Source organism: Arthrobacter sp. SLBN-53 (assembly GCF_006715585.1).
Classification (GTDB): Bacteria; Actinomycetota; Actinomycetes; order Mycobacteriales; family Mycobacteriaceae; genus Mycobacterium; species Mycobacterium neoaurum_A.
This window is the reverse complement of sequence record NZ_VFNN01000001.1, coordinates 252879-278889: the sequence shown is the minus strand read 5'-3', so window position 1 is coordinate 278889 and position 26011 is coordinate 252879. Positions and strand designations below refer to the sequence as shown.

General features: G+C 65.6%; 26 protein-coding genes. 13 read left to right on the top strand and 13 right to left on the bottom strand.

Translation table 11 applies throughout. The annotated features are described in order from the left end of the window. Window positions 1-3: 3 nt before the first annotated feature. Genes FBY28_RS01385 through FBY28_RS01355 form a run of 7 tightly spaced genes read left to right on the top strand, consistent with a single transcriptional unit; the run spans window position 4 to window position 8381 of the window. A complete protein-coding gene (locus FBY28_RS01385) occupies window positions 4-852 on the top strand; it encodes an MlaE family ABC transporter permease (protein WP_141863655.1) in 849 nt (282 codons plus the stop codon). A gap of 10 nt (window positions 853-862) precedes the next feature. Further along, window positions 863-2056: an MCE family protein gene (locus FBY28_RS01380; RefSeq protein ID WP_216847426.1), complete on the top strand. Its 1194-nt coding sequence runs from the start codon at window positions 863-865 to the stop codon at window positions 2054-2056. Beyond that, window positions 2053-3087 carry an MCE family protein gene (locus FBY28_RS01375; RefSeq protein WP_141863653.1) on the top strand — a complete coding sequence of 345 codons (1035 nt, stop codon included), beginning with the start codon at window positions 2053-2055 and terminating at the stop codon, window positions 3085-3087. The genes FBY28_RS01380 and FBY28_RS01375 overlap by 4 nt, the downstream gene beginning before the upstream one ends. Continuing rightward, entirely contained in the window at window positions 3087-4169 is a 1083-nt protein-coding gene (locus tag FBY28_RS01370; RefSeq protein WP_141863651.1) for an MCE family protein, read from the top strand. The genes FBY28_RS01375 and FBY28_RS01370 overlap by 1 nt, the downstream gene beginning before the upstream one ends. After that, window positions 4166-5635 carry an MCE family protein gene (locus FBY28_RS01365; RefSeq protein WP_174241517.1) on the top strand — a complete coding sequence of 490 codons (1470 nt, stop codon included), beginning with the start codon at window positions 4166-4168 and terminating at the stop codon, window positions 5633-5635. Before FBY28_RS01370 ends, FBY28_RS01365 begins: the two co-directional genes overlap by 4 nt. Beyond that, window positions 5635-6852 (top strand): MCE family protein, encoded by a 1218-nt coding sequence (locus FBY28_RS01360; protein ID WP_141869983.1) that lies wholly within the window; start codon window positions 5635-5637, stop codon window positions 6850-6852. Before FBY28_RS01365 ends, FBY28_RS01360 begins: the two co-directional genes overlap by 1 nt. Then, the gene (locus FBY28_RS01355; protein ID WP_141863647.1) at window positions 6852-8381 is read left to right on the top strand and encodes an MCE family protein; all 1530 of its coding nucleotides are present in this window, start codon (window positions 6852-6854) and stop codon (window positions 8379-8381) included. Before FBY28_RS01360 ends, FBY28_RS01355 begins: the two co-directional genes overlap by 1 nt. Before the next feature lie 58 nt (window positions 8382-8439). Here the strand turns inward: FBY28_RS01355 and FBY28_RS01350 are convergent, their stop codons facing one another. Then, window positions 8440-8946 (bottom strand): Rv2253/PknI dimerization domain-containing protein, encoded by a 507-nt coding sequence (locus tag FBY28_RS01350; protein WP_141863645.1) that lies wholly within the window; start codon window positions 8944-8946, stop codon window positions 8440-8442. Window positions 8947-9087: 141 nt separating this feature from the next. Between FBY28_RS01350 and FBY28_RS01345 the strand changes: the two genes are divergently transcribed. The 4 genes from FBY28_RS01345 to FBY28_RS01330 all read left to right on the top strand — a co-directional run bounded on the left by FBY28_RS01345 (window position 9088) and on the right by FBY28_RS01330 (window position 11232). Further along, entirely contained in the window at window positions 9088-9465 is a 378-nt protein-coding gene (locus tag FBY28_RS01345) for a hypothetical protein (protein ID WP_216847425.1), read from the top strand. A 10-nt stretch (window positions 9466-9475) separates the two neighbouring features. Then, a complete protein-coding gene (locus FBY28_RS01340; RefSeq protein WP_141869981.1) occupies window positions 9476-9874 on the top strand; it encodes an Rv2576c family protein in 399 nt (132 codons plus the stop codon). 87 nt (window positions 9875-9961) lie between these two features. Next, window positions 9962-10612, top strand: coding sequence for an Rv1363c family protein (locus tag FBY28_RS01335; RefSeq protein ID WP_141863643.1), 651 nt, complete (start codon window positions 9962-9964; stop codon window positions 10610-10612). After that, window positions 10609-11232 carry a hypothetical protein gene (locus tag FBY28_RS01330; protein WP_216847424.1) on the top strand — a complete coding sequence of 208 codons (624 nt, stop codon included), beginning with the start codon at window positions 10609-10611 and terminating at the stop codon, window positions 11230-11232. Before FBY28_RS01335 ends, FBY28_RS01330 begins: the two co-directional genes overlap by 4 nt. A gap of 73 nt (window positions 11233-11305) precedes the next feature. Here FBY28_RS01330 and FBY28_RS01325 read toward each other — a convergent pair whose 3' ends face one another. Genes FBY28_RS01325 through FBY28_RS01305 form a run of 5 tightly spaced genes read right to left on the bottom strand, consistent with a single transcriptional unit; the run spans window position 11306 to window position 15622 of the window. Next, the gene (locus FBY28_RS01325) at window positions 11306-12505 is read right to left on the bottom strand and encodes a lipid-transfer protein (RefSeq protein ID WP_141863641.1); all 1200 of its coding nucleotides are present in this window, start codon (window positions 12503-12505) and stop codon (window positions 11306-11308) included. After that, a complete protein-coding gene (locus FBY28_RS01320; protein WP_141863639.1) occupies window positions 12505-12948 on the bottom strand; it encodes a Zn-ribbon domain-containing OB-fold protein in 444 nt (147 codons plus the stop codon). The genes FBY28_RS01325 and FBY28_RS01320 overlap by 1 nt, the downstream gene beginning before the upstream one ends. Continuing rightward, window positions 12938-13555: a PaaI family thioesterase gene (locus FBY28_RS01315; protein ID WP_141863637.1), complete on the bottom strand. Its 618-nt coding sequence runs from the start codon at window positions 13553-13555 to the stop codon at window positions 12938-12940. The genes FBY28_RS01320 and FBY28_RS01315 overlap by 11 nt, the downstream gene beginning before the upstream one ends. Continuing rightward, window positions 13552-15114, bottom strand: coding sequence for an FAD-binding protein (locus FBY28_RS01310; RefSeq protein ID WP_141863635.1), 1563 nt, complete (start codon window positions 15112-15114; stop codon window positions 13552-13554). The genes FBY28_RS01315 and FBY28_RS01310 overlap by 4 nt, the downstream gene beginning before the upstream one ends. Continuing rightward, on the bottom strand, window positions 15107-15622 hold the full coding sequence (locus FBY28_RS01305) for a flavin reductase family protein (protein WP_141863633.1): 516 nt from the start codon (window positions 15620-15622) through the stop codon (window positions 15107-15109). The genes FBY28_RS01310 and FBY28_RS01305 overlap by 8 nt, the downstream gene beginning before the upstream one ends. Window positions 15623-15755: 133 nt before the next feature. On the opposite strand from FBY28_RS01305, the gene FBY28_RS01300 reads away from it, so the two are divergent. Continuing rightward, window positions 15756-16448 (top strand): PadR family transcriptional regulator, encoded by a 693-nt coding sequence (locus FBY28_RS01300; protein ID WP_141863631.1) that lies wholly within the window; start codon window positions 15756-15758, stop codon window positions 16446-16448. Between the two features lie 12 nt (window positions 16449-16460). On the opposite strand, the gene FBY28_RS01295 is transcribed toward FBY28_RS01300, so the two are convergent. After that, the gene (locus tag FBY28_RS01295; RefSeq protein WP_141863628.1) at window positions 16461-18137 is read right to left on the bottom strand and encodes a 3-ketosteroid-delta-1-dehydrogenase; all 1677 of its coding nucleotides are present in this window, start codon (window positions 18135-18137) and stop codon (window positions 16461-16463) included. A 135-nt stretch (window positions 18138-18272) separates the two neighbouring features. Here FBY28_RS01295 and FBY28_RS01290 point away from each other — a divergent pair, with 135 nt between their 5' ends. Continuing rightward, entirely contained in the window at window positions 18273-19430 is a 1158-nt protein-coding gene (locus tag FBY28_RS01290) for a 3-ketosteroid-9-alpha-monooxygenase, oxygenase component (protein WP_141863626.1), read from the top strand. Between the two features lie 710 nt (window positions 19431-20140). Here the strand turns inward: FBY28_RS01290 and FBY28_RS01280 are convergent. The 6 genes from FBY28_RS01280 to FBY28_RS01255 form a co-directional block, all read right to left on the bottom strand. After that, window positions 20141-21217 (bottom strand): hypothetical protein, encoded by a 1077-nt coding sequence (locus tag FBY28_RS01280; protein WP_141863624.1) that lies wholly within the window; start codon window positions 21215-21217, stop codon window positions 20141-20143. 112 nt (window positions 21218-21329) lie between these two features. Beyond that, window positions 21330-22328, bottom strand: a complete 999-nt coding sequence (locus FBY28_RS01275) for an alpha/beta hydrolase (protein WP_141863622.1) — start codon at window positions 22326-22328, stop codon at window positions 21330-21332. A gap of 10 nt (window positions 22329-22338) precedes the next feature. Continuing rightward, window positions 22339-23229: an SDR family NAD(P)-dependent oxidoreductase gene (locus tag FBY28_RS01270; protein WP_216847423.1), complete on the bottom strand. Its 891-nt coding sequence runs from the start codon at window positions 23227-23229 to the stop codon at window positions 22339-22341. Beyond that, complete coding sequence (locus FBY28_RS01265; protein ID WP_141863620.1) at window positions 23226-23708, bottom strand: nuclear transport factor 2 family protein; 483 nt, start codon at window positions 23706-23708, stop codon at window positions 23226-23228. Before FBY28_RS01265 ends, FBY28_RS01270 begins: the two co-directional genes overlap by 4 nt. A gap of 76 nt (window positions 23709-23784) precedes the next feature. Next, entirely contained in the window at window positions 23785-24855 is a 1071-nt protein-coding gene (locus tag FBY28_RS01260; RefSeq protein ID WP_141863618.1) for an acyl-CoA dehydrogenase family protein, read from the bottom strand. After that, window positions 24852-26003 (bottom strand): acyl-CoA dehydrogenase family protein, encoded by a 1152-nt coding sequence (locus tag FBY28_RS01255; protein ID WP_141863616.1) that lies wholly within the window; start codon window positions 26001-26003, stop codon window positions 24852-24854. Before FBY28_RS01255 ends, FBY28_RS01260 begins: the two co-directional genes overlap by 4 nt. Between the last annotated feature and the right edge of the window lie 8 nt (window positions 26004-26011).

Below are 26011 nucleotides of genomic sequence, written 5' to 3'. Positions count from 1 at the left end.
CCGATGACCGTCGCGCGCTCGTTACGCCCACGTCTGACCCGTGAGCTCAATCGTCCGGTCGCTGCGCTCGGACGCGTGGGTGACCACACGCTGTTCTACGGCCGCGCGCTGGCCGGCGTGCCGCACGCGTTCGTGCACTACCGTCGCGAGATCATCCGGCTGATCGCCGAGATCAGCATGGGTGCAGGCGCGTTGGCGATGATCGGCGGCACGGTCGTCATCGTCGGCTTCCTGACCCTGGCGGCCGGCGGCACGTTGGCGGTGCAGGGATACAGTTCGCTGGGCGATATCGGCATCGAGGCTCTCACCGGCTTTCTCGCGGCGTTCATCAATGTGCGCATCTCCGCGCCGGTGGTGGCGGGAATCGGATTGGCCGCCACCTTCGGGGCCGGGGTCACCGCCCAACTCGGTGCCATGCGCATCAACGAGGAGATCGACGCTCTGGACGCGATGGCCATCCGGCCGGTCGAGTATCTCGTGAGTACTCGCATCGTGGCGGGCATGATCGCCATCACCCCGCTGTACTCCATCGCGGTCATTCTCTCTTTCGCCGCAAGCAAGTTGACGACGGTCGGCCTGTTCGGACAGTCGGCCGGCCTGTACAACCACTACTTCTCGACATTCCTGAACCCGGTGGACCTGTTGTGGTCGTTCCTGCAGGCAATCCTGATGGCGATTGCCGTGCTGCTGGTGCACACCTATTTCGGATACTTCGCCACCGGAGGACCGTCCGGTGTCGGGGTAGCGGTGGGCAATGCCGTGCGGACCTCGCTCATAGTCGTGATCTCGGTGACCCTGCTCGTCTCACTGTCGATCTACGGCTCCAACGGCAATTTCAACCTGTCGGGATAGGGGAGCGCAGATGGCGATGAACGATGACGTCACACGACCGTTGGTCGGTGTGGCAACGGTCGGTGTGGCGGTGGGAATCGTCGCATTGTCGGTCGGATTGTTCCGAGGAAGCTTCACCGATACCGTGCCCGTCACCGTGCTCGCGGACCGGGCCGGACTGGTCATGAACGCCGACGCGAAGGTGAAACTTCATGGCGCACCCGTCGGTTCGGTGCGGTCCGTGGAGTCCCTGCCCGACGGTCGTGCTGCGCTGCACCTGGCGATGGACCCGTCGTATATGGAACTCATCCCGGCCAACGTGCGCGCTGACATTGCGTCCTCGACCGTGTTCGGCTCGAAGTTCGTCGAACTGATCCCACCGGCCGACCCGTCGCCGCAGTCACTTGCCGCCGGGCAGGTGCTCGCCGCCGACCATGTCACCGTGGAGATCAACACCGTCTTCGAGCAACTCTCCACGGTTCTGCGCAGGATCGAACCCACGAAACTCAACGAAACCCTTGGCGCGCTGGCCACCGCGCTGGACGGGCGCGGAGACCAGATCGGCCGGATGCTGTCGAACTTCGACAGCTTCCTCGCCACCGTCGATCCGAGCCTGCCCGCCATGGAACACGAGATCGGCGTTGCACCCGAGGTACTCGACGCGTACGCCGACGCCGCCCCCGATCTGGTCTCCACCGCCGACGCGGCGACTCGGATGAGCGACACCCTGGTAGACGAGCAGCACAATCTGGACACCCTTTTGATCAGTGTCATCGGGCTTGCCGAAACCGGCACCGATGTCGTCGGATCCAATCGGCAGGCGATCACCGACACCATGCGCCTCTTGGTACCCACCACCGATCTGACCAACGAATACAACGCCGCGTTGAAGTGCGGTCTGGGTGGCGCGGTGGAACTGGCGAAGGCGCCGGGGACGCCGGTGCCGGGCGGTCTGTTGCTCCAGACCATCGTGTTGGGCCAGGAGCGGTACCGGTATCCCGCGAATCTGCCGAAGGTGGCCGCCACCGGTGGCCCGCAGTGCTCCGATCTGCCGAAGGTGCCATTCCAGAAGCATCCGCCGTTTGTCGTGACCGACGTGAACGCCAACCCCGCCCAGTACGGCAACGAAGGAATTCTGTTGAACTCCGAGGGCCTCAAGCAGGCGCTGTTCGGTCCGCTCGACGGACCGCCGCGCAACACTCCTCAGATAGGGCAGCCGGGATGAGCCCCTTTGCCAAGACGGCGACGAAGTTCGGTGCGTTCGGCCTGACCATGGTGGTCCTGACCGCTGGACTGTTCGCGATATTCAGCCAGTACCGTTCGGGGTCCACCGCGGGCTACTCCGCGGTGTTCACGGATTCCTCGAGCCTGAAATCGGGTGATTCGGTGCGGGTCTCGGGTATCCGGGTCGGCACCGTCCGCAGCATCGAACTGCAGCCCGACAACACCGTGCTCGTCGGCTTCGACGCCGACGACAACATCCGGATGAGCGAGAACACCACGGTGGCCGTGCGTTACCTGAACCTGGTGGGTGATCGCTATCTGGAACTGATCGATCAGCCCGGATCCACCCGAATCCGTCCTCCGGGAACGCGTTTCAGCATCGAGCAAACCGAGCCTGCACTGAATCTCGACCTGCTCCTCGGTGGTCTCAAGCCCGTCATCCAGGGCCTCAACCCCACCGACGTCAACTCGCTGACCACCTCACTGATCCAGATTCTGCAGGGCCAGGGTGGCGACGACCTGGAGTCCTTGTTCACCCGCACCTCGTCGTTCGCCAGTGCGCTGGCTGATAACGGTCAGACGGTGGAAAGCCTGATCGACAACCTCAACGAGACGATGACGGTGCTCGCCGAGGACGGGGGCAAGTTCTCCGGGGCTGTCGACAAATTGGAGCGGCTGGTCACCGGCCTTGCCGCAGAAAGAGATCCGATAGGGGAGTCGATCACCGCGCTGGACAACGGCACCGCCTCATTGGCCGGCCTGCTGACGCAGGCGCGCCCGGCGCTCTCGGGCACGGTGGATGAACTGACCCGAATGGCACCGCTGCTGGCCAACGACACCGATCTGGCCAGACTCGATCTGCTGATGCAGAAGACTCCGCAGAACTATCGCAAGCTTGTCCGTCTCGGTTCGTACGGCAGCTGGCTCAACCTCTACATCTGCGGTGTCACCATCCGGGTGTCAGATCTGCAAGGCCGGACCGCCCACTTCCCGTGGGTGATCCAGAACACCGGAAGGTGCGGTGAACCCTGATGCTCAAGTATCGCCAATCATCCCTGGTCCGAGCCGGTTTCATCGGCCTGGTGTCGATGATCCTGATCATCGCTGTCGGCCTGCAGCCACAGCAGCTCGTGGCGATGGCCACCTCGGTGCGCTACCAGGCCGTCTTCGCCGAAGCCGGTGGGCTGAGCGCGGGTAACAATGTCAAGGTCTCCGGGGTCACCGTCGGATCGGTCTCCGATGTCGAACTGGATCAGGGCACGGCGCTGGTGACCTTCGCGGTGAACAGCAAGGTGCGCCTGGGCAAGGACACCATCGCCCACATCGGTATCGGCACTCTGCTCGGCGAACGTCAACTGGTCCTCGAGCCCCGGGGCAGCGACCGGATGCGTGCCCTCGACACCATCCCGATGACCCGGACGGCATCGCCGTACTCGCTGACCGATGCGCTCAACGAGTTCACCTCCAATACAGCAGAAACCGATACCGCGGCCATCAACCAGTCCCTCGACGTGCTCGCCGACACCGTCGACCGGCTGGCACCGCAGTTGGCCCCGACCTTCGACGGGGTGAGCCGACTGTCCCGATCGCTGAACAACCGCAACGAGTCATTGGGCAATCTGCTCAGCAGCGCGGCCGATGTCACCGGGATCCTCTCGGAGCGTAGTCAGCAGGTCAACAGTCTGATCCTGAACGCCAACGACTTACTCGGGGTGCTGCAGGACCGCCGATACGCGATCGTCAACCTGCTCGCGAACACCACCGCCGTGGCCGATCAGCTCTCGGCGCTGGTCGACGAGAACGAGGCCGAACTGGCTCCGACCCTCGCGCAGCTGAATCGGGTTGCCGAGGTGTTGGAACGCAACCGCGATAATCTTGCCAAGTCGCTGACCGGTCTGGCCAAGTACCAGATCACCCAGGGCGAGGCCGTCAACAGTGGGTTCTACTACTACGGTTACGCCGCCAATCTGCTACCCGGGCCGGCGATTCAACCCTTCCTCGACTACGCGCTCGGATTCCGTCGTGGTGTCAACGCCGGACAGCCGCCGGACAACGCCGGACCGCGTGCCGAATTCCCGTTCCCGTACAACGGTATTCCCGGAGGATCGCGATGAGGATGCGCACGCCCGCCGCCAAGAAGATCGCTGTCGTCGCCGTGGCCGTCGCGATGGTCGCGGGAGCCGGATTCGCGGTGTACCAGAACTTCCTGAAGCCCAGGACGATCGTCGCCTACTTCGTGTCGGCAACGGCGATCTACCCGGGCGATGAGGTGCGTGTCGTCGGGGTACGAGTGGGCTCCATCAAGGCGATCGAGCCGATGGGGACCCGTACCCGGGTTGTGTTGCAGGTGGATCGCGACGTGCCGGTGCCTGCCGACGCCAAGGCCATCATCGTGGCACCGAATCTGGTGTCGGCGCGTTATGTGCAGTTGACGCCGGCCTTCGGGTCCACCCCGGAAGCCAGCGGCGCCATCATGGCCGACGGCGCCGAGATCGGGGAGGACCGCACTGCGGTCCCGGTGGAATGGGATGAGATCAAGGAGCAGCTCACCCGGTTGGCCACCGAACTCGGGCCGGGCAGTGGGGTATCGGAGACCTCGCTCGGCCGGTTCATCGACAGCACCGCCGATGCCATGGCAGGTAACGGAGATCGGCTGCGGGAGACGATCACCCAGCTTTCCGATGTCGGACGTGTTCTCGGCGAGGGGAGCGGTGACATTGTCGGCGTCATCAAGAATCTGCAGGTCTTCGTCCGTGCGCTCCGTGACAGCAACACCCAGATCGTGCAGTTTCAGGACCGGCTGGCCGATGTCACCGGTGTCGTCGACGGCAGCCGTGCCGACCTCGACTCCGCGATCAGTGAGTTGTCGGTAGCGGTGGGCAAGGTGCAGAGCTTCGTCGCCGGGTCACGCAATCAGACCGCTGAGCAGATCGAGCGGCTGGCCAATGTGACCCAGGTGCTCTCCGACAACAGCATGGCGGTCAAGAACATTCTGCATGCCGCGCCCAATGCCCTGGTCAACGGCTACAACATCTACAACCCCGACACCGGCGGGCCGCGTGGTTCGTTCGCCATGAACAACTTCGCCAACCCGGTCGCCACGATCTGTTCTGCGATCTCGGCGGTGGAGAACGTCACCGCCGAGGAATCCGGCCGCGCCTGCGCGCAGTATCTGGGCCCCGCCCTGCGACTGTTGAACTTCAACCACCTTCCGATCCCGTTCAACGCCTACCTGGGACCGGCACCGAAGAACGTCATCTACTCCGAGCCGGGACTGGCGCCCGGTGGTGGCGGTACCGGGCCCGCGCCGGTCGATCTCCCGCCGGCGGTGTCGGCCTACACCGGGACAGGGGATGTCCCGCCGCCCCCGGGATGGACGGACCCGCCACAACCCCCGGGGTCCTACGCGCCGCTCGGACTGCCCGCAGCACGCACCCCGGCCCTCTACCCCGGTGCGCCCGTGCCGCCTGGACTCCCGTTTCAGCCCCCACCTGCCGCGCCGTCCGCGTCAACCCTGACCGAACTGCTACTACCGGCCGAAGCCGCCCCCGAGGTGCCGGCACAGGAAGGCACCCCGTGATGAAGCCGAAGCCGGCCCGCCGGTGGGCCGCGGCGGTCTGCTGCGCGATGCTGGTGACGTCTGGATGCTCATTCGACGGCATCAACTCACTGCCGCTGCCCGGCACTATTGGAACCGGCAAGGGCGCCACGACCTACCGGGTGCAGATCGCCAATGTCGGTACCCTGGAATCAAACTCACCGGTCATGGTGGGTGACGTGGTGGTCGGAGCGGTACGCAGGATGACCGTCGATGACTGGACTGCCAACGTCGAGGTGACTGTCGAGCCGGACGCCGTGATTCCCGGGAACGCGGTGGCCACCGTCGGGCAGACCAGCCTGCTCGGGTCCATGCACCTGGCGCTCGACCCGCCGATCGGTGAGAGCCCGAGCGGCAGACTCGCACCGGGTGCCACGGTCCCGCTGTCCAAGACATCGACGTACCCGTCCACCGAGCAGACCCTGTCCTCGCTGTCGGTGGTGGTCAACGGCGGTGGCCTGACACACATCGGCGATATCGTGCACAACTTCAACGCCGCGCTCGACGGCCGCCAGGGCCAGATCCGCGACCTACTCGGCCGGATGAACAAGGTCATCGGTCTCCTGGATTCGCAACGGGACAACATCATCGAATCGATCTCCGCGCTGAACCGGCTCGCCGCGACATTCGCCGGCCAACGCGATGTGCTGACACGTGCCCTGGACCGGATCCCGCCCGCGCTGGACGTGTTGAACCAGCAACGACCACGCATCACCACAGCGTTGACCAAGCTGGGCCGATTCAGCGACACCGCAACACAACTCATCAACGACTCGCAAGGTGACATCGTTCGCAACCTGCAGAATCTCGAACCCACGATCCGGGCTCTTGCCGATATCGGACCCGATCTGACGACAGCCCTGTCGTTCCTGCCGACCTTTCCCTACACACAGGAGTTCATCGACCGCGGGATCCGCGGTGACTATATGAACCAGTTCATCGTGTTCGACTTCACCATTCCCCGCCTGAAGAGCGGAATTCTGTTGGGCACCAGATGGGGTGAGCCGAACGCGACCATGGTTCCCGCCCCGGGTGACCCGTGGTACAACACCTACACCCGGGACCCGTTGTCGGCACCGGTGACACCGATCCCCACCGAGGTGGCACCCTTCCCGCCATTGGCCGACGCACCGGCGGAGCCGGGTGGGGCACCCGCGGCACCGCCTTCGGATATCCCGGCTACCGAGGGTGGTAACTGATGTTGACCCGTTTTGTGCGCAATCAGCTGATCATCTTCACCATCGCTTCCGTGATCGGTGTGGGCGCGATGGTTTTCGTCTACCTACAAGCGCCGATGCTGCTCGGATTCGGCCGCATCGGGGTCACCCTGCAGGTCCCGGCCACCGGTGGGCTCTACCAGTTCTCCAACGTCACCTACCGAGGGGTCGAAGTCGGCAAGGTCACCGCCATCACACCCACGCGCACCGGCACCGAGGTGACGATGTCGTTGCAACGATCACCGAGGATTCCTGCCGACCTGCAGGCCAATGTGCGCAGCGTGTCCGCCGTCGGTGAGCAGTACGTCGACCTCGTCCCACGCACGGACGGAGCTCCGTATCTCGAGGACGGGTCGGTGATCACCGTGGCGAACACATCGCTTCCGCAACCGGTCGGCCCCATGCTCGACCAGATGAGCGCGTTGGTCGGCAGCATCCCGACCGGCAAACTCACCGGGCTGCTCGACGAATCCTTCAAGGCGCTCAACGGCACCGGCAACGACCTGGGCGCACTGTTCGATGCGTCGGGAAGGTTGGCCGCCGACGTCGAGGCCTCGGCCGCCGATACCCGCGACCTGATCGAGGACAGCCGTCCGCTGCTGGACGGGCAGGCCGACAAGGCCGATGCGATCCGGACCTGGGCTGCCAGTCTGGCCGGGATCACCGATACCGTGGCGGCACGCGAACAGGAGGTGCGCACGATCCTGCGCACCGGTGCCGGTGCCGCCGATGAGGCCTCCCGGCTGCTGAACCAGGTCAAGCCCACGCTGCCGGTGCTGCTGGCCAATCTGACGACCGTCGGACAGATCGGGGTCACCTACAACGCATCGCTGGAGCAGCTCCTGGTACTCCTGCCGCCCTACCTGGCGGCCACCCAGTCCTACGGGTCCTCGCTGAACAACCCGACCGGTATGGCCCTCTCGGAGTTCAGCCTCACCCTCGGTGATCCACCCGCGTGTTCGGTCGGATTCCTGCCGCCGTCATCGTGGCGGTCTCCCGCCGACGAATCGGATATCGACACCCCGGACGGGTTGTATTGCAAACTGCCGCAGGATTCGCCGATCGGTGTGCGGGGGGCGCGAAACTTTCCGTGTCAGGGCCAGCCCGGCAAGCGGGCGCCCACGGTGGAGATCTGTGAGAGTGACCGGCCCTATGAGCCGCTCGCCATGCGGCAACATGTCACCGGCCCGTATCCCATCGATCCGAACCTGATCGCCCAGGGGGTCCCTGTCGATGACCGGGTCACTTTCGGAGATCAGATCTTCGGACCGGTGCAGGGGACCCCGATGCCTCCCGCCGATGCGCCACCGGCCACGCCTGCACCGCCGGCGGCAGGCGCGCTACCGGTGGCTCCGAGCGCTCACGAGAGCTCGCTGCAGGGACCGTCGGTGGCGTTCGCGACGTACAACCCGGAGACCGGTCAGTACGCGGCGCCGGACGGGAACGTCTACACCCAGACCGATCTGGTGGGTCCGCCCGCGCGGAACTGGGAAGACCTGATGCCGAAGTAGCGGACACCCGGTGCACTCGGTGAACGCCGGGCGCACCGGGGGAGCGTGGGGTGGGCGGTCAGCTCACCTTCGCGAGTTTGAACGGCATATTGATGTACACCGGCTTGCTCACACCGCACGCACCGCTGGGGCCAGTGGTGACATCCTCTCCGACAAGGACATTCGACGACATGTCGAAGTTGGCGCCCTCCGGCGTCATCGGCTTGAACCGGAACGTCTGCAGGCCCGGTGCGGTGCTGCCGTCCGGGCATGGAATCCAGTTCTCCACGGTGTGCTTGACATACCAGACGCCGCTGCGTTGATAGATCGGTGCCGTCCAACCGAAGTCGCTCTGCACGGTGCCGGTGCACTCGCCGGGGTAGCTGCACTGGGTACTGACGGTCCAGGTGCTACGCAGACTGGCCTGATCGAAGAAGGCGTCGTTCTTGCGCGCCCACTCGCCGTTGGAGGTGGCGGTGAAGGTTCCGTTGATACCCCAGTCGGGGTTGTCGGCGTGCACGGCGGGTGTCGCCAGACAGGCGAGTGCGGCGACGCCGATGGTCATGATTGCGGGTACACGCAGCATTGCCTGCTCCTCGGACGGGCCTGCTGTCCGGAATCGGCAGCGTGAGAAGTAAATACCCGGCACCAGACGTCCGCCGGCAACATGTCCACTGAGCGGACAACCGACGTGCGGTGCGGCACCGGGGCTGACAGAGTGCGCACCGTGAAGATGAGGGTGCTTGCGGTGACGGGCGCATTGGCCGCCGCCCTGTTCACCGGCGTGCCTGCGGCGGCGGAACCCGTCGGCTGCGACGGTCCGGATTGCACGCCCGGTATCGCCGCCGGGGTGGTCCTGGGTGCGCCATGCCGGGACACTGCGCACTTCGTCTTCGGCACCACGTCGTGGGGTCGGCTGGTGTTCTGCGGTTCACCGCGCCGGTACGAGCCCCGGTACTTCCGGTCGCCGTCGATGGCCGGTGTCAAGGAGTTCGGGGTCAGTTGCGCCGGCTACGAGAATTGGGTGGCCCAGGCCCCGGACGGATTGTTCCTTGCCTGCCAGTCCAAGAACGGCGCGCCACTGTGGGGGCGCGGAGATGTCTAGGGTGAGGTGCTTGTTGTCGACGGTGGTATGTCTGGGCGCCGCCGGCCTGGGCACGACCGGGCACGCGCAGGCCGAGCCGCCTGTCCCGCGTCAGGTCACCTACACCGTGACCACCGAAACCCCGGTCACTGCAGCCGTATACTTCCGTCAGAACGATCCGCCGAGCTGGGCAGACTACAGCCACAATCCCTACGTGTTCAGCCCGAAGGTGGACGTCGAGATCGGTCCGGACCGCCCGTGGGTGCTGCACGCGACGTTGCTGGATCCCGCCAGGTGGGCAATGGTCTCGGCCACCAGCGGTCGGGCACAGGTGGAACCGATGTTTCGTTGCGAGCTGGCGGTCGACGGCGTGGTCGTGGACACCTCAAGCGGTCCCAAGGGCGCGCTCTGCGCGATTCGGCACTTCTGAGCGTCCTGAACACGCAGTTCATGTGACGTGGCCCACTGGGTGGGAGGACGCTCCGGAAGCATCCGGTCCTCGACTTAGGGTGCCGATATGTCCGTGGATCTCACCGCTGAGCAGCGCGATGCGCTGTCCGCCGAGGCTGAAGCCGAAGCCGAAGCTGCCGAGCAGCTTGCCCTCGAAGCACGGGCCCGCGCGGACCGACTGCGGTCCGACAGCGGTGCTGACGGACCGCCGCGCAGCAAGCCGCGACGGCGCAGACCGCGCTGGACAAGGGTGGCGTCCGCGCTGGCGGTGCTGAGCACGGTCGCGCTGCTGGCCGCCGGCGGATTCATGGTGCACCAAGGCCGGGAGGTTGCGGCCCAGGAGAGCCACCGTGCCGAGTTCACCACGGCCGCCCGCCAGGTCGTGGTCACCCTGATGTCGATCGACTTCAACAACCCGCAGGCCAGCGTCGAGCAGATCCTCGACAACGCGGTCGACCCGTTCCGCCAGGAATTCCAAGGCGCATCAGAGGATTTCATCAAGGTGTCTCAGGACGCCAAGGTGATCACCAAGGCGACCGTGAATGCCGCAGCCGTCGAGTCGATGACCGCGGACTCGGCGGTGGTGCTGGTATCGGCATCCTCGACTGTCACCAACGCCGCAGGCGCCGAGGAGGCGCCGCGCAACTGGCGGCTGACCGTCGATCTCCAGCGTGACGGCGACCGGATCAAGATGTCGAAAGTGGAGTTCGTGCCATGAGCGTTCAGGAGAACACCGAGTCGGTGGAGACGACAGACATCGACCAGCAGGCGGTCGACGAGACGGCAGCCGAACAGGAATCGACCGCACCGACGCCCGGCAAAAGCGGGATCTTCGCACGGACTCGTGGCTTCGTGACTGCACGCTGGAAGGGGCTGGCGCTCACGGTGATGCTGCTCGCCGCCGCGGGGTTCGCCGGGGCGCTGTACCTCACCAGTTTCCGTCCGAGCCAGCTGACCGATGCGGCGTCCGAGCAGGCGGCCGTGGATGCCGCCTCATCGTCGACACTGGCGCTGCTGTCCTATTCACCGGAGACCCTTGACCGCGATATGGAACGAGCCAAGACCCTGACGACCGGTGAGTTCCAGACCTACTACACCAAGTTCACCGCCGAGGTCGTGGCGCCGGCCGTGCGCGAGCGCGGAATCATGGCCGGCGCACAGGTGCTCAACGCGGCCGTCATGGAGATACAGCCCGACAACGCCAAGGTTCTGCTCTTCCTGAATCAGGAGACGGCGAGCAAGGACCGCCCGGAGCCTTCGTTGGCAACCAGCAGCGTGGTGGTCAGCATCACCAAAACCGATGGAGATTGGCGTATTTCGGCACTCGATCCCGTGTAGACGGGCCGGCCGCGCACGACGCTGCCCCAACCTGGCGCGCTGCGTCGGGTTGGGGCAAGCACGTTCGCGGGGGTCAGGTGGCGATGATGACGGAGGAGCCGTGGCCGAAGAGGCCTTGGTTGGCGGTGATGCCGACGGTGGCGCCCTCGACCTGGCGGCCGGTGGCCTGGCCTTTGAGCTGCCAGGTGAGTTCGCAGACTTGGGCGATGGCCTGGGCGGGGATGGCTTCGCCGAAGCTGGCCAGACCACCGGAGGCGTTGACGGGAACCTTGCCGCCGATGGTGGTGGCGCCGGAGCGCAGCAGCTGTTCGGCTTCGCCGCGTGGGCACAGTCCGAGGTGTTCGTACCAGTCGAGTTCCAGTGCCGTGGACAGGTCGTAGACCTCGGCCAGGGACAGGTCTTCGGGGCCGATGCCGGCTTCTGCGTAGGCGGCATCGAGGATTTGGTCTTTGAATACCCGCTCCGGCCCGGGCACGACTGCGGTGGAGTCGGTGGCGATATCGGGCAGCTCGGGCAGATGCTGCGGGTACTGCGGAGACTGCAGGCTCACCGCGCGCACGGACGGGACACCGGCAACCGAACCGAGGTGCTTCTCGGTGAATGCTTTGGAGGCGACGATGACGGCGGCGGCGCCGTCGCTGGTGGCGCAGATGTCGAGCAGGCGCAGCGGGTCGGAGACGACCGGGGAGGCGAGCACATCCTCGACGGATGCTTCTTTGCGGTAGCGGGCGTTGGGGTTGTTCAGGCCGTGGCGGGCGTTCTTGACCTTGACGTTCGCGAAGTCTTCGACGGTGGCGCCGTAGAGGTCCATGCGACGCCGGGCCAGCATGGCGAAGTAGACGGTGTTGGTGGCGCCGATGAGGTGGAAGCGTTGCCAGTCGGGGTCGTTTTTGCGTTCCCCGCCCACGGGGGCGAAGAAGCCTTTGGGGGTGGTGTCGGCGCCGATGACCAGGGCGACGTCGCACAGGCCGGCCAGGATGTGGGCGCGCGCGGATTGCAGTGCTTGGGATCCGGAGGCGCAGGCGGCGTAGCTGGAGGTGATGGGGATGCCGTTCCAGCCGAGCTTTTGAGTGAAGGTGGCCCCGGCGACGAAGCCGGGGTAGCCGTTGCGGATGGTGTCCGCGCCGGCGACCAGCTGGATCTGGCGCCAGTCCAGGCCTGCCTCGGCCAGGGCGGCGCGTGCGGCGACAACGCCGTATTCGGTGAAGTCGCGGCCCCATTTGCCCCAGGGGTGCATGCCTGCGCCGAGGATGTAAACCGGTTCGGTTGCCATTACTGAGCGATCCTCCAGGCGTGGGTGGTGCGTGCGGTGCCGTCGTCGTCGGTGTAGAGGGTCATGGTGGTCAGCTCCATGACCATCCCGACCTTGAGGTCGGCGGCCAGGGTGCCCTCGACGACCTTGCCGAGCACGATCAGTCCTTCGTCGGCCAGTTCGACCGCGGCGACGGCGAAGGGTTCGAAGGGGTCTGGGCAGGGATAGGGCGGGGGAGGGGCGTACCGGTTTTCGGTGTAGCTCCACACGGTGCCGCGCCGGGAGAGCGGGACCAAGGCCAGGGTGTCGCTGTCGCAGCCGGGGTTGGGGCAGTTGTTTTCCCGGGGCGGGAAGACATAGGTGGCACAGGCGGTGCACTTACCGCCGATCAGATGCGTGGCCCCGGACTCGTCGGTGGCGAACCACCCTTCCACCGCGGGCTCGGTGTCGAAATCAGTTGTCATGTTTCGCTTTCGGTCTGATGAAAACGCCGTGAGCCTCTACCGTGACTGTACCTTCTGAGTTCCGAAGGTGGCCGACGGCAATGGTTTTCGATTCCGTCTCGCGCTCGACCCATGCTTCGGCCCGAAGTGGGCCCAGGCGAGTGGGTGCCACATACCGCACCGTAAGGGTGCCGGTCATCGCGGGCCGACCCGGTTGATGTGCCGTCGCCCCCAGGACATGGTCGAGGATGAGCGCACACACTCCGCCGTGCACGTGACCGGGAGGACCCTCATAGGGTGCCGTGGCGTGTAGATCGGCACTGGTCGCACCATTGTCGTCGCGGATGACGTGCAAAGGAAACGCGATGGCGTTACGCAGTCCTATCGCAACATTGCCCCACGTGAGCATCCCACCCTCGGTTGTCGCACGTACTCCGAATGGCTCGGGGTCCAAGCGTGAGCTCAGCAGTGTCACAGCCTGATTGATCAAACTGTGCGCCTGGCGCACATCGGTGTCATCGGCCCGGCTCCTGATCGTCACGTCGATGAGTGTGCGCAATGACTGGGTGAGGGGTCCGTAAAGATCCTCCAGACGCCGTGCTTCATCGGCCGCAAGAGGTGCGCTCATTGCGCTGAGCTCTGTGTCGCCATGTCCAGTGCTGCCAGGTGGCTGAACAACATCGACGCACCGATGGGGTTGCCGCCACCGGGGTAGGTGGTGCCCGACACTGCCGCCATCGTGTTGCCCGCGGCGTACAGACCGGGGATGGCCGCGCCGTCGGCGTCGAGCACCCGGGCGTGGGTATCGGTGCGCAGCCCACCCTTGGTACCCAGATCGGACAGCCCGAAGACCGCCGCGTGATAGGGCGGGGTGTCCAGTGGGACCATCGGTGACTCGCCCCCACTGAACGCGCGGTCATACGCCTCACCGCCGCGGCCGAAGTCGTCGTCGACGCCCGTGGCGGCAAGTTCGTTGTACCTCCGCACGGTGGCTTCCAGTTCGGCGGCGGGGACACCGATTGCCCCGGCGAGCTCGGCCAGCGTATCGGCGCTGTGCCACAGACCTGCCGCGCGGTATTTCTCGGGCTCGACCATGGACACGTTGGTGGCTTTGACGGGGGGAATATCGCCGTCGCGGTTGTCGTAGATCATCCAGAACGGCAATGTGGTGGAACCGTTCTCCAGCTGACCGATGATGTCGCGGCCGATGCGGTCGTAGGGTGCGGATTCGTTGACGAACCGGCGGCCCTGCTGGTTGACGAAGATGCCGCCGGTGAACCACAGCGCGAAGGCGGACCGGCCGTCGGGATGGGTCATCCCCGGTGACCACCAGGCCTGGTCCATCAGATCGACATCGGCGCCGACGCCGATGGCGGCGCGGTGCGAGCGGCCGGTGCTACCCGGACCACCCATGGAGTCTGTGGCGTTGCCCGGCACGCCGTACTCGGCGCGCATCTCGGCGTTCTGCTCGAATCCACCGCTGGCCAACAGCACGCCGCGACGCGTCCCGACCCGCACCGGAGCGCCGTCGCGCTCGATCACCGCGCCGACGACGCGTCCGTTCTCGGTGATCAGGTCCGACAGCGGCGCGTTCAGCCAGCAGGTGACGGTGGGTAGCTTGTCCAGTGCAGCCAGGAACCGGCCGACCAGCGCGCGCCCTCCGACGAGAAGATCGGGCGCTTCGGCGCCGAGCCGCTCGGTGTCCAGCGGGCCGCGCACCAGGCCCGCGTACTTGCCAAGGGCCGCATCGGGAACGGGAAGCGGAATCGTGTGCCGGTAGCCGTCGGTACGCGCCTCGGGAGCCGTGCCGTAGTAATCCGGCCACGGGAGCGCCGTGAACTCGAAGGCCGGATCCTGTTCCAGATACTCGATGAGCTTCGCGCCACCGCGGACGTAGGCGTCTTGAAGTGCGAGCGGGGTGCGCTCACCCACGACAGCGTGAAAGTAGGTCAACGCCTTGTCGATGGTGTCGTCGGTGCCCGCGCGTTGCAGAACGGGGTTGCAGGGAAACCACATGCCGCCCCCGCCGGAGAACGACGTGGTGCCGCCGAACAGATCGGTCGCCTCGACGAGCAGCACCGAAAGATTCTCGCGGGCAGCGGTGTACGCGCCGGCAAGTCCACCGCCGGACCCGGCGACGATGACGTCGAACTCGAGATCTGGATCAGGCATATCTGAATCAGGCATCAGGTGTCCCTTCGAACGCCCCGTACCCGCCACGGTAGAACAGCAGAGGACGTCGTTCCTCGTGCGCCCACAGTCCGGTCACCCTCGCGACGACGATGCTGTGGTCACCTGCGGCGTGCTCGAACTCGATATCGGCCTCGATCGAGGCCAGGGTGCCGTCGACGGTCGGTGCTCCATTGGCGCCGGGTTTCCAGCTGACACCACTGAATTTGTCGTCACCTCTGGTGGCGAACCGTGTGCAGACGTCCCTCTGCTCGGCGGCGAGAATGTTGACACACAGGGTGCCGACTGCCCGGATCAGGGGCCAACTCGTCGACGTGGCGGCGGGACAGAATGAGATGTACGGCGGATCCAGGGAAACCGATGTGACCGATTGACAGGTGAAGCCGATGGGCCGGTTGCCGTCATGGGCTGTGATGACGGCGATCCCGGTGCAGAAGTGCCCGAGCACATGGCGCATGTGTGGTCCCTCGGGGACGAGAACAGCGCCACCGGATTGTGCAGTCATACATCTCCTTGCCGTTCACAGGCCCAACGAGTCGATTGTTACCCTCTGCCGCCGTTGCGTGGTGGTGCAACGCGTCATCCCGGTGAGCGGTAGTAACGGGCCGACGAGCTGGTCACATTGCTAGCCTTGGCAGGTGACGGAACACGCCGGGGGCGAAACCGACGGGCTGAATGTGTCGCCCACCGGGTGGGCCCTGCTGGGCCTACTGACCAGCGGTGAAGAGTTGTCTGGCTACGACATCAAGAAATGGATCAACTGGGCCATCCGATTCTTCTATTCGAGTCCTGCGTACAGCCAGATCTACTCCGAACTCAAGCGGCTGGAGCGACTCGGTTTGGTCAGTTCCCGAGTCGATGCCGGAGTCCGCAGCCGACGGATGTACAAGATCACCGACGCGGGCCAGGTTGCCGTCGAGCGGTGGATCAACGACGATCCCGTGGAACCGCCCACTCTCAAGCACAACCCAATGTTGCGCGTGATGCTCGGGCACCTGCTCAAGCCCGGCCGGCTCCGCGAGGTTCTCACCGACCACGCGGCATACGCCGAGCAACTGCACCAGGCCGCCGCCACCGAGGTCCGGTGGACCACCGAGCAACCGGCGTGGGCGTACGCCCGCCTGGCGCTGAAGTGGTCCGAGCAGTACTACGCGGCCGAACGCGAACTGGCGCTCCAGATGATCAAGGATCTGGATGCCGTCGAGGAGACATTCGGCGAAAACGTCACCGGCGGTATCCAGTTCCCCGTGCGTGAGTACTGGTATGAGCTGGAACGTCGGATCGCCGCCGAAAGCGCCCAAGGCGACCCCGGTGGTGATCCGGCGAACTGAGTCCGGGCGGGTTCAGGCGCGCCGGCCTGAGGCGTGGTGCGCGGCAACGTAGCCGTACACCAGCCCCTGCGCGATGGTCGCTCCCGCGCCCGGGTAGGTCTTGCCGAATGTGTTGGCCGCGGTGTTGCCGATCGCGTACAGACCGTCGATGGGCGCTCCGTCTTCGCGCAGCACCCGCCCGTTCACGTCGGTCAGGACCCCACCACAGGTGCCCAGGTCGCTCAGCACGACCTTGACGGCGTACAGCGGGCCGGGATCCAGCGGTCGCAGGTTCGGGTTGGGCGTGATCGTCGGGTCGCCGTAGTAGCGGTCGTAGGCGCTCGCGCCGCGCTGGAAGTCGGCGTCGACACCGGCATCGGCGAGTCCGTTGAACCGCTCGATCGTGGCGACCAACGTCGCGGGATCGAAACCGATCTCGCGGCCCAATGCTTCCGCATCCGTGCCGCGGTGCGCGATCCCGGCGTCGTACCAACTCTGCGGGATCGGCATTCGTGGAAACAGTTCGGCGGCAAGCAGATAGCTGTTCCGGTAGCGGTGATCGAAGATCATCCACATCGTCTCGACCGGATTGCCCACGTGTTCGCGACGCAGCAGCTGCTGTCCGAAGGACATGTAGTCGGTGGCCTCGTTGATGAAGCGTTCACCGTTCTGGTCTACCAGCAGGCAGCCGGGCAGCGACCGCTCGGCCAGCATCACGGTGGGATCACCGCCTGGCAGCGGAGCAAAGGCCGGAAACCACCAGGCCTGGTCCATCAGGCCGGTGCCTGCGCCCAGGTCCTGGGCGAGCCGGATGCCATCGCCGGTATTGCTCTCGGCGCCAAGGCTGAGATGTTCACCGAGGAGCTCGGACTGGAACTTCCGCCGCCAGGTCATCTCGTGGTCGAACCCGCCGGTGGCCAGCACGATGCCACGGCGTGCGGTCACGGTCACGGCCGATCCCTCGCGCAGCACCCGCGCGCCGGTCACCCGTGCACCATCGGTGATGAGCTCGGTCACCGTCGAATCGGTCCACACGGGGATCCCCGCCTGCAGCACGCCGGCGAACATCCCGGCCGCCAAGGCCTGGCCGCCTGCGGCATACCGGCGCCGCAGGGCCAGGCCGCCGATACCCTGCATGGCCCGCAGCATGATCCGCGGCCAGGACTTGCGCGGGGTGCGGGCCATCAGGTTCAGCCAACGGTAATCGGCGCCGGTGACCGGCATCGGGAACGAGGACTTCATGACTCCAGGTCGTAGCCGCGCCAGCTCTGGGCCGAGGACCGCAGTGTCGAATGGGCGGCACTCGCAGGTGCGCCCCACAGCGCTGCCGCCAGGACTCTCGGGGTGGTAGTCCGAATATCCCTTGGCCCACATGAACTTCATCGGGGTGGTGCGACGCAGCATGTCGATGGTCGCGGGGATCTGATCGATGAACGTGCGTGCGCGTTCGGGTGAGGCGTCGTCACCTACGAGTGCCTCAAGGTAGGTGCGCGCCTTGGCCGGAGTGTCCGCCGAACCGGCGTCCTTGAGAATGGAGCTGCCGGGAAGCCAGAAGGCACCGCCGGAGCGAGCCGTCGAACCACCCACATAGGCGCTCTTCTCGACGATCAGTGTCGACATTCCCAGCTCGTGGGCAGCCAATGCTGCCGCCATCCCGGTACCCGAGCCGACGACGAGGAGGTCGACGGTGATGTTGTTCTGATCGGTCACCGGTCGATTCTGGCGTTGCCCGACGACACGTGCGGCATCGATGCCCGGTCAGTGGAACACCGCGCCGTCAGCGCGCGAATTCCGGTGCTAGAACGGAATCATTCACGCAAACAACGAACTCGAGGATGGTCCGACATGACATCGTTGCAGCCCGACGGTGCCGGAGACGTTCGCCAGATCGAGGCAAAGGCCGCTCCCACCCGGTTCGCCCGCGGCTGGCATTGCCTGGGCCTGACCCGTGATCTCGGCGACGGTAAACCGCACTCCATCAACGCGTTTGGCACCAAGCTCGTTGTTTTCCGTAGTGCGGACGGCACGATCAACGTCCTCGATGCATACTGCAGGCACATGGGCGGTGACCTGTCCGATGGCGAGGTGAAGGGTAACGAGATCGCCTGCCCGTTCCATGATTGGCGCTGGGGTGGTGACGGCCGCTGTAAGCAGATTCCGTACAGCAGGCGTGTACCCAAGCTGGCGCGTACCGCGGCGTGGCCGACCATGGAACAAGACGGCATGCTCTTTCTGTGGAATGACCCGGAGAAGAAGGCGCCGCCGGCCGATGTCACCATCCCTTCGATCGAGGGAGTGGGCGGTGAAACGTGGACCGACTGGCACTGGTACACCACGGTCGTGGACACCAACTGTCGCGAGATCATCGACAACATCGTCGATATGGCGCACTTCTTCTACATCCACGGCGGCTTGCCGACCGGATTCAAGAACATCTTCGAGGGGCACGTCGCGACGCAGTACTACGAGAGCGTCGGCAGGCCCGATCTCGGGTCGGGCGAGGGTGCCAAGATCCTCGGAACCACCTCCGTGGCTTCGTACTACGGACCCTCCTTCATGATCGATGACCTGACCTACCACTACGAACACGGTGACCAGCGCACGGTCTTGTTGAACTGCCACTACCCGATCGACGAGAACTCCTTCGTCCTGCAGTACGGGATCACCGTCGAGAAGTCGGAAGCCGTGCCGGATGACGTCGCCACGCAGATGGCGGTCGTGCTGGGCGACTTCGTGAAGATGGGCTTCGAACAAGACGTGCACATCTGGCGCCGCAAGGCTCGCATCGACAACCCGTTGTTGTGCGAGGAGGACGGCCCGGTCTACCAGTTGCGACGGTGGTACGAGCAGTTCTATGTCGATGCCGCGGACGTCACACCGGACATGGTCGACCGGTTCGAATTCGAGATCGACACCACCCGCCCACGTGAGGCGTGGATGAAAGAGGTCGAGGAAAACATCGCCGCCAAGCGGTTGCCCAGGCTGGTGGGCCTGACCAAGTGAGCGTCCGGCCGGACAACCGGCTGCGCGACGCACCGATGCAGCCGGTGAGCTGCCGGGAATGCGCGGCGAGCGTACTGGTCCGCAAAAGCAGCTGGGAACAGACGAGTGTGCAGTGGGATGCCGATTCGTTGACTCGGTGTCGCGAACGTGCTGAGGCATCCGCCCAACCTGCGGCGACCAATGGTCTCGGGCTCGAGCGGCCCGGTCTGTTCCTGGCGTGCGGCCGACTGCGTGACTCGATCGAACGCGCCGCCGGTACGGGTGCACTTCCGGTACTCGCGGAGCGCGAAAGCTGACAGCGTGGAAATCGGGCGCCGAGCTAGTTGCAGTGGATGTAGGCCTGGCGACAGAGTTGAATGATCATGTGGGCCGGTGATGTCCGAGCGAACTGATCATCGTCCAATTCGACCCGTGTTGCCAAGAACTCGGTGATCGCCGGCTCCAGTTGCTGCCCCCATTCGAGCCATCGAAGGCGATACTGCGGATCGGTGACGGGTGCTTCGGCGGTAGCGGTTTCGACTGCGGCGTTGTGGAGAGGCTGAAACGCTCAGGCTGCCGTACTGCCCGAGCAGGGGTAGCACGACGTCCTCGTCGGCGGCGAAAATGACGGTCCAGCTGATCTGCTGATGTTCCGCTACACACGCGAAATACGCGACGTCCCGACAGCCGGCAAGGGCTGTCAGGACGTCGCGTGGCGAAGATCGTTCGGATCAGCCCAACTGGAAGGCGCTCAGCGGGGCTTCTTCGGGGTAGATCGCCGGACCGCCCAGGTCGTAACCGGCATTCAGTGCGCCGATGAATGCGGCGTCATGCAGGGGAGCGTTCGGGATGTCGAGCTTGATGCCCCGTTTACCCAGATCGTCGACCATCATGTCGATCGCCTTGTCGATGGTCAGATCATCGGAGTGATCCATGTTCTTCTTGAGCTCGTCATAGTCCTCGAACACCTCCGCCGACCAGTGCACCAGGAATCGCAGATCGTCGGTGTGGTGGCGGGCAATCACGGTGTCATCGGTGCGTAGTACCCAGTGCTCGTTGGAATCCGGATCGCCGGCGAACACGGTGTGGAAGTCCAGGCCCGCCGGGACCTGCTGATCCAAAGGGCCGTTGGCCTCGCCGCGATGCATCAGCATCTCGTTCTGCACCACCACACCGCGGTTGTACACCGGTGGCACCACGCGTCGCGGCTCCTTCAGTGGTCCTTCGGGCCAGTAGGTGAAGCCGCTCCCGGGATCGTGGGAGAACCAGGTGATGACCTGTGCCATCTTGATCAGGTAGTCCTGGAACAAACCGGACTTTCCCATCACGCTGACCAGCCAGGTCGGTGCGTTCTCGTACCGCACGCCGCGGAAACTGGGGGAGTCCAGGTGGCCCGGATCGCGGTTGGCACACGGGCCGTTGATGTTGAACAACATCATCTGCGGCTTGGCATACTCGGCACCCCAGTACGACTTCGCCTGATCGATGAACTGTGCGTTGTAGAAGCAGTCGTGCAGCTCCGGGTAGAGCACCGTGCCGTAGTTGGCAAGGAACCCACGGAACGTCGGGGTGAGGAACAGGTCCAATGTCGGGGTGAAGCCCTCGGGGAACCTGCCGCTCATCGTCGCGATCAGCTCCTCGGGCGACGAGAAGTGCTGCGCGATGATCAGATTCCACGGCGCGTTCTCACGAACGACGTTCAGCAGTCGGTCCCGCTGGTCGTCTGTGTACACGTTGTCGACCTCGCGAGGCGGCGACGCGGGCCGCAGGATGTCGGACAGCTCCATCCGCCGCTCATCGGTGAGCATCACAGGCACTCCTTCTTCTGTAGATACGGCGAATCGCACGCCGTCAGTGAGTCCAATTGTGGTTGCGGTCAGCCATGTTCGTACGGGCAGTGTCCGGCCATCGGGACGTCGGTCAACCCTGTGTTCGCTGGTCGGCAAGCGCGAACGGCAGCGGGTTGGCGAACTTGGCGCGTAGCAGCGCGCCTGTCTCGGCCATCGCCAACCGGCCGCGGGCGGTGGCCTCCGAGCGCATCAGGAACCCGTGGTAGATGCCCGGGTAGCGAGTGAGCGTGGTCTGTACGCCGGCATCACGTAGACGCGCGGCATAGCGCTCACCCCAGTCATAGATCGGATCGAGTTCGGCGGTGACCACTATTGCCTGCGGAAGACCGGCCAGATCTGTGGCATAGGCGGGGACCCGCCGGATATCGTGCGGCGACCCGGCGCCGATATCGGCGAGTTCGTGCAGGAAGACGATGTCGTCATGCACCAGCATGGGTGCGTCGTGATGTCCCACCAACGACGGTGCACCCATATCGCGGTCCACACCCGGATACAACAGCACCTGGGCAAACAGCCGGGGTCCGCGGTCGTCGCGCACTGCCAACGCCACCGCCGCGGCGACGCCTCCACCGGCGCTGTCGCCGCACACGACGATCCTGTCGAGATCAAGTCCGAGCGGATCAGCTTCGCCAGCAACCCATTTGGTGACCGCAAGGGCGTCCTCGAATTGGGCGGGCGGCGGGTTCTCCGGTGCCAGCCGGTAGTCGACGGCGACGACGACGGCCCCGCTGGCCGCCGCCAACGCCCGAGCCATCGGCTCGAACGAACGGTTCGAACCCATCACCAGCCCGCCGCCGTGCAGATGAACGATCACCGGCTGCGGGCCATCGGCGGCGATGGGGCGGTAGATGCGTACCGGGATCGGACCGCCCGGTCCCGTCACCTCGGTATCGGAGATGTCTGCCATCTCCGGCATATCGACCGGCGGCGGCGCCGCTTCCAGCGAGTCGCGGACGGCTTGCAGCCCGCGTTGCCGGATCGGCGTCGGCGGTCCGAACGCCGCCACCCGAGCGGCGGCATCGGGATCGAGTGTGGGTCGGTGCCCCGTGGGCTGGTCAGAATGAGGCATCGGCAGCTGCTCAGTGCTGAGTCGGGTCGAAGCGTTGCGTCCTACGCAGCTTCGGTGCGGCCAGGGTGGTCAAGGTGTGCGCACGATCCGCCATCGCCGAACCGACATATTCGGGCTGGGTCAACAGATAGAACGCGTCCCGCGCCGACTGCTCGAAGACCACCTGGGCCGCCTCGTCGGGATCCATTGCGGCAGCTTTGATATCGAGCATTGCCGCACGCTGAGATTCGGCCGCGTCGACCGCGGTACCGGCAGCGGCAGCGTCCACCCCACCGGCGGCTTCGAAGATGTTCGACTTCACCGCCCCCGGCAGGACGGCCTGTACGCGGATGACATCGCTGTGCCCGGCCAACTCGACCTCCAGGCGCAGGCACTCGGTGAGTGCCAGCACGGCGTGCTTGCTCACGATGTAGGGCGCTTGCAGCGGGACGCTGGCAACCCCGCCGATCGATGACAGATTCCACACCCACGCGGGGGTTGCGGCGGCGATCATCTTCGGTAGGAACGCCCGCACACCGTGGAAAACCCCACTGACGTTGATGTCCATCACCCGGTTCCAGTTGGCCACCGGGGTATCCCACAGGTAGCCGAACTGCTCGACACCGGCGTTGTTCACCAGCAGTCGCACCGGTCCGATATCGCGATAGACCTGCTCGGCCAACGCGACCATGGCCTGGGCGTCGCGAACATCGCATACTGCGACGTGTGCCGTTCCACCGTCGGCAATCAACTCCTCGCGCAACGCGGTGGCGGCGTTTTCGTCGACATCCACCAACACGACCGTCATGCCGAGCCGATGGGCATGCCTGGCCAGGCCGGCACCGATACCGGCGCCGGCTCCGGTGATGACCGCTACGCCGCCGCCGAAGGTTGCCTGTGCGTCACCGTCCCCCACGGTCACGCGTTCGTCGCGGCGAGTTTGGTGCGGTGCTCGGCGAACGGGATGGAGTCCTCGGCATCGAGCACCACCGTCATGGAGGTGAACCTGAGCCCCTCACCGGCACGCCGGATGGCGACATCGACGACGCCGGAGGACACGTCGAACGGCACGTTGTTGGTGACCTGGTTGACATAGAGGTAGAAACGCACCAGGGTCGCGTCACCGTCGCTTCCGGTACGGAAGATGTTGGTGGCGTGATGCCGTAATGGGTAAGGGTTTTCATCCCGGTGCTGGGACAGCCACGCGAGAACCTCGGTGCCACCGGACAGTTCGGCGGCCAACAACTCCTCGAACGGACACTGCCCGGAATCGGACCGGCTCAGATACTTCATATCGTCGGCGACGTAGGCGGCCAGCACATCGAACTGGCCCTGGTCGTAGTGGTACCAGAAACTGGCGATGAACTCGTGAACTTCCGGCAGCGTGATCGGGGTGGTCATGCCATCGAGTCAACCGTTGTCGGGTAACCGTGGACACCGTCGTGACCGGTCAGTGGAACACCAAACAGCACCTGGCTCAGTCGGCGATCAGCGGCCACAACCCCGCTGCACCTGCCGCCACGGCAGCTTGTGTCACGACCCGGTCCCAATAGGTCACCGAGCCGTACTCCGAACGCCAAGCCAGTGCGGCGCGGGTGTATTCGTGCAGCCGGTGTTCGACGGTGGTGCCGATCGCGCCGTGCGCTTGATGGGCGTTGCGCACCACCACCGAAGCGGCATGCCCGGCACACGATCGCGCCACTGCCACCAGGAAACCGAGATTGTCGGCCGTCCAGTCGCTGGTGATCGCGACATTCACGGCGGCCTCGGTGGCCGCCCGCGCCAGTGCCGCCTCGGCCGCGATATCGGCGACCATGTGCTGGATGGCCTGGAACTTGGACAGCGAACGCCCGAACTGTACCCGCGAGGACGTGTGTTCTATGGTCAGATCCAGTGCGCTGTCCAGTGCCGCACAGATCTGAATCGAGCGCACCAGAGCCGATTTCCGACGCAACTGGTCGACCAGTGCTCTATCGATGGCACGGCTGCCGGCGTGCAACGCCCCGATATCGGTGGCGATGCTGTCACGCGGTTCGCCGATCATATTGGTCGCCGGAGTGATCGTGAGCCTGGCCGCGTCGATATCGGCGAGACGGTACTCGCTGCCGCCGTCAGTGTCGCCGAAGACCACGACGATGCGCCCGGCGGCTCGCGCCCACGGCACCCCGGTGGCGGTGCCGTCAGCGTCGAGTATGCAGACCGTGCGCAGCGTCTCGTCGCAGGGTAGTCCGGCCGCTTCGAGTAGCCAGCAGGCCAGCAGGTCGTGCTCGGCCAGGGGAGCGCGCACGCCGTGACGGACGGCCGCCGAGATGAGCTCGGCGGCCTCGGCCCAGCCCGCACCGCTACCACCGTGTTCGGTGGACCCGGTCAGCCGCACCAACCCCAACTCGTCCAGACGCGACCATGACTCGGCGTCATGGCCCACCGTCGCGGGGGCCTCGTGCCCCGTGCGCTGCGCCGCGAACACCGCGTCCATCATGTCGATCAGATCGGCGTCGACAGCGGTACCCACGCTCTCGGCCTGGTGGCCGGTCTCCGAGATCGTCATCGCATCCCCAATCCACGCGCGATCACGCCGCGCAGTACCTCGGTCGTTCCGCCCCGCAGAGTGAAGCCGGGCCGCTGATCGACCGCAACCGAAACCAATTCACGCACGTGCTGATCCACGGTGGTCTCGTCACCGAGGCGCAGATCGGCGAAGTCTGCGATGTCCCCCTCGGTGGAGGTGCCGAGCAGTTTGACCACAGCCGCCGGCACATCGGCGGGTTCGTGACGTTCGAGCGCACCGGCCACCGCAGTCGACATCTGATGAAGCCCGGCGATCCGGGCCACCAGCCGGCCCAGCTCGGCACCGGGGGAGATGTCCTGCCGTGACGTGCTTTCGGCGATCGCGCTCAACACCGGGAAGGTCGACAGCACCCGCTCGGGCCCGCTGCGCTCGAAGGCGAGCTCCGAGGTGACCTGTTGCCATCCGTCGCCGATCTCGCCGAACACCATGTCTTCGGGCACGAATGCCTCGTCGAGGATCACCTCGTTGAAGTGGTGCCCACCGTTCATCGAGACGATGGGGCGCACCTGTACGCCGGGCCCGTCGAAACGGACGATGAACTGGCTGAGCCCGGCGTGGCGGTGCGTGGGGTCCACCGGTGTGGTGCGGGCCAGCACGATGAAGGCGTGGCCGCGGTGCGCACCCGAGGTCCACACCTTGGTGCCCGTCAGCGACCAGCCGCCACTGACGGGGGTGGCCTTGGTGCGCACACTGGCAAGGTCGGATCCCGAGTCGGGCTCGCTCATCCCGATGCCGAAGAAGCAGTCCCCGGTGGCGATCTTCGGCAGGAACTCCCGCTTCTGGGCCTCGGTACCGTTCTTGAGCAGGGCCGGGACGATCTGACGGTCGGCGATCCAGTGTGCCGCCACCGGCGCGCCCGCCGCCAGCAGTTCCTCGGTCACGACGAACCGTTCGATATGTGAACGGCCATGTCCGCCATATTCTGGGGGAACCGTCATCCCGAGGTAGCCGTGCTGCGCCAGTGCCTTGGTGAAAGCCTCGTCCCATCCGCACAGCCAGCCATCGACCGCCGGGACGAAGGAACCGGCGGACAACTGGGCCGTCAGGAAGGCGCGAACTTCGGCCCGCAGCGCGGCGGTGCCTGCCAGGTCGGTGCTCGCGGGCGGAACGAGTCGCGAACGGGCCATCAGGAGGT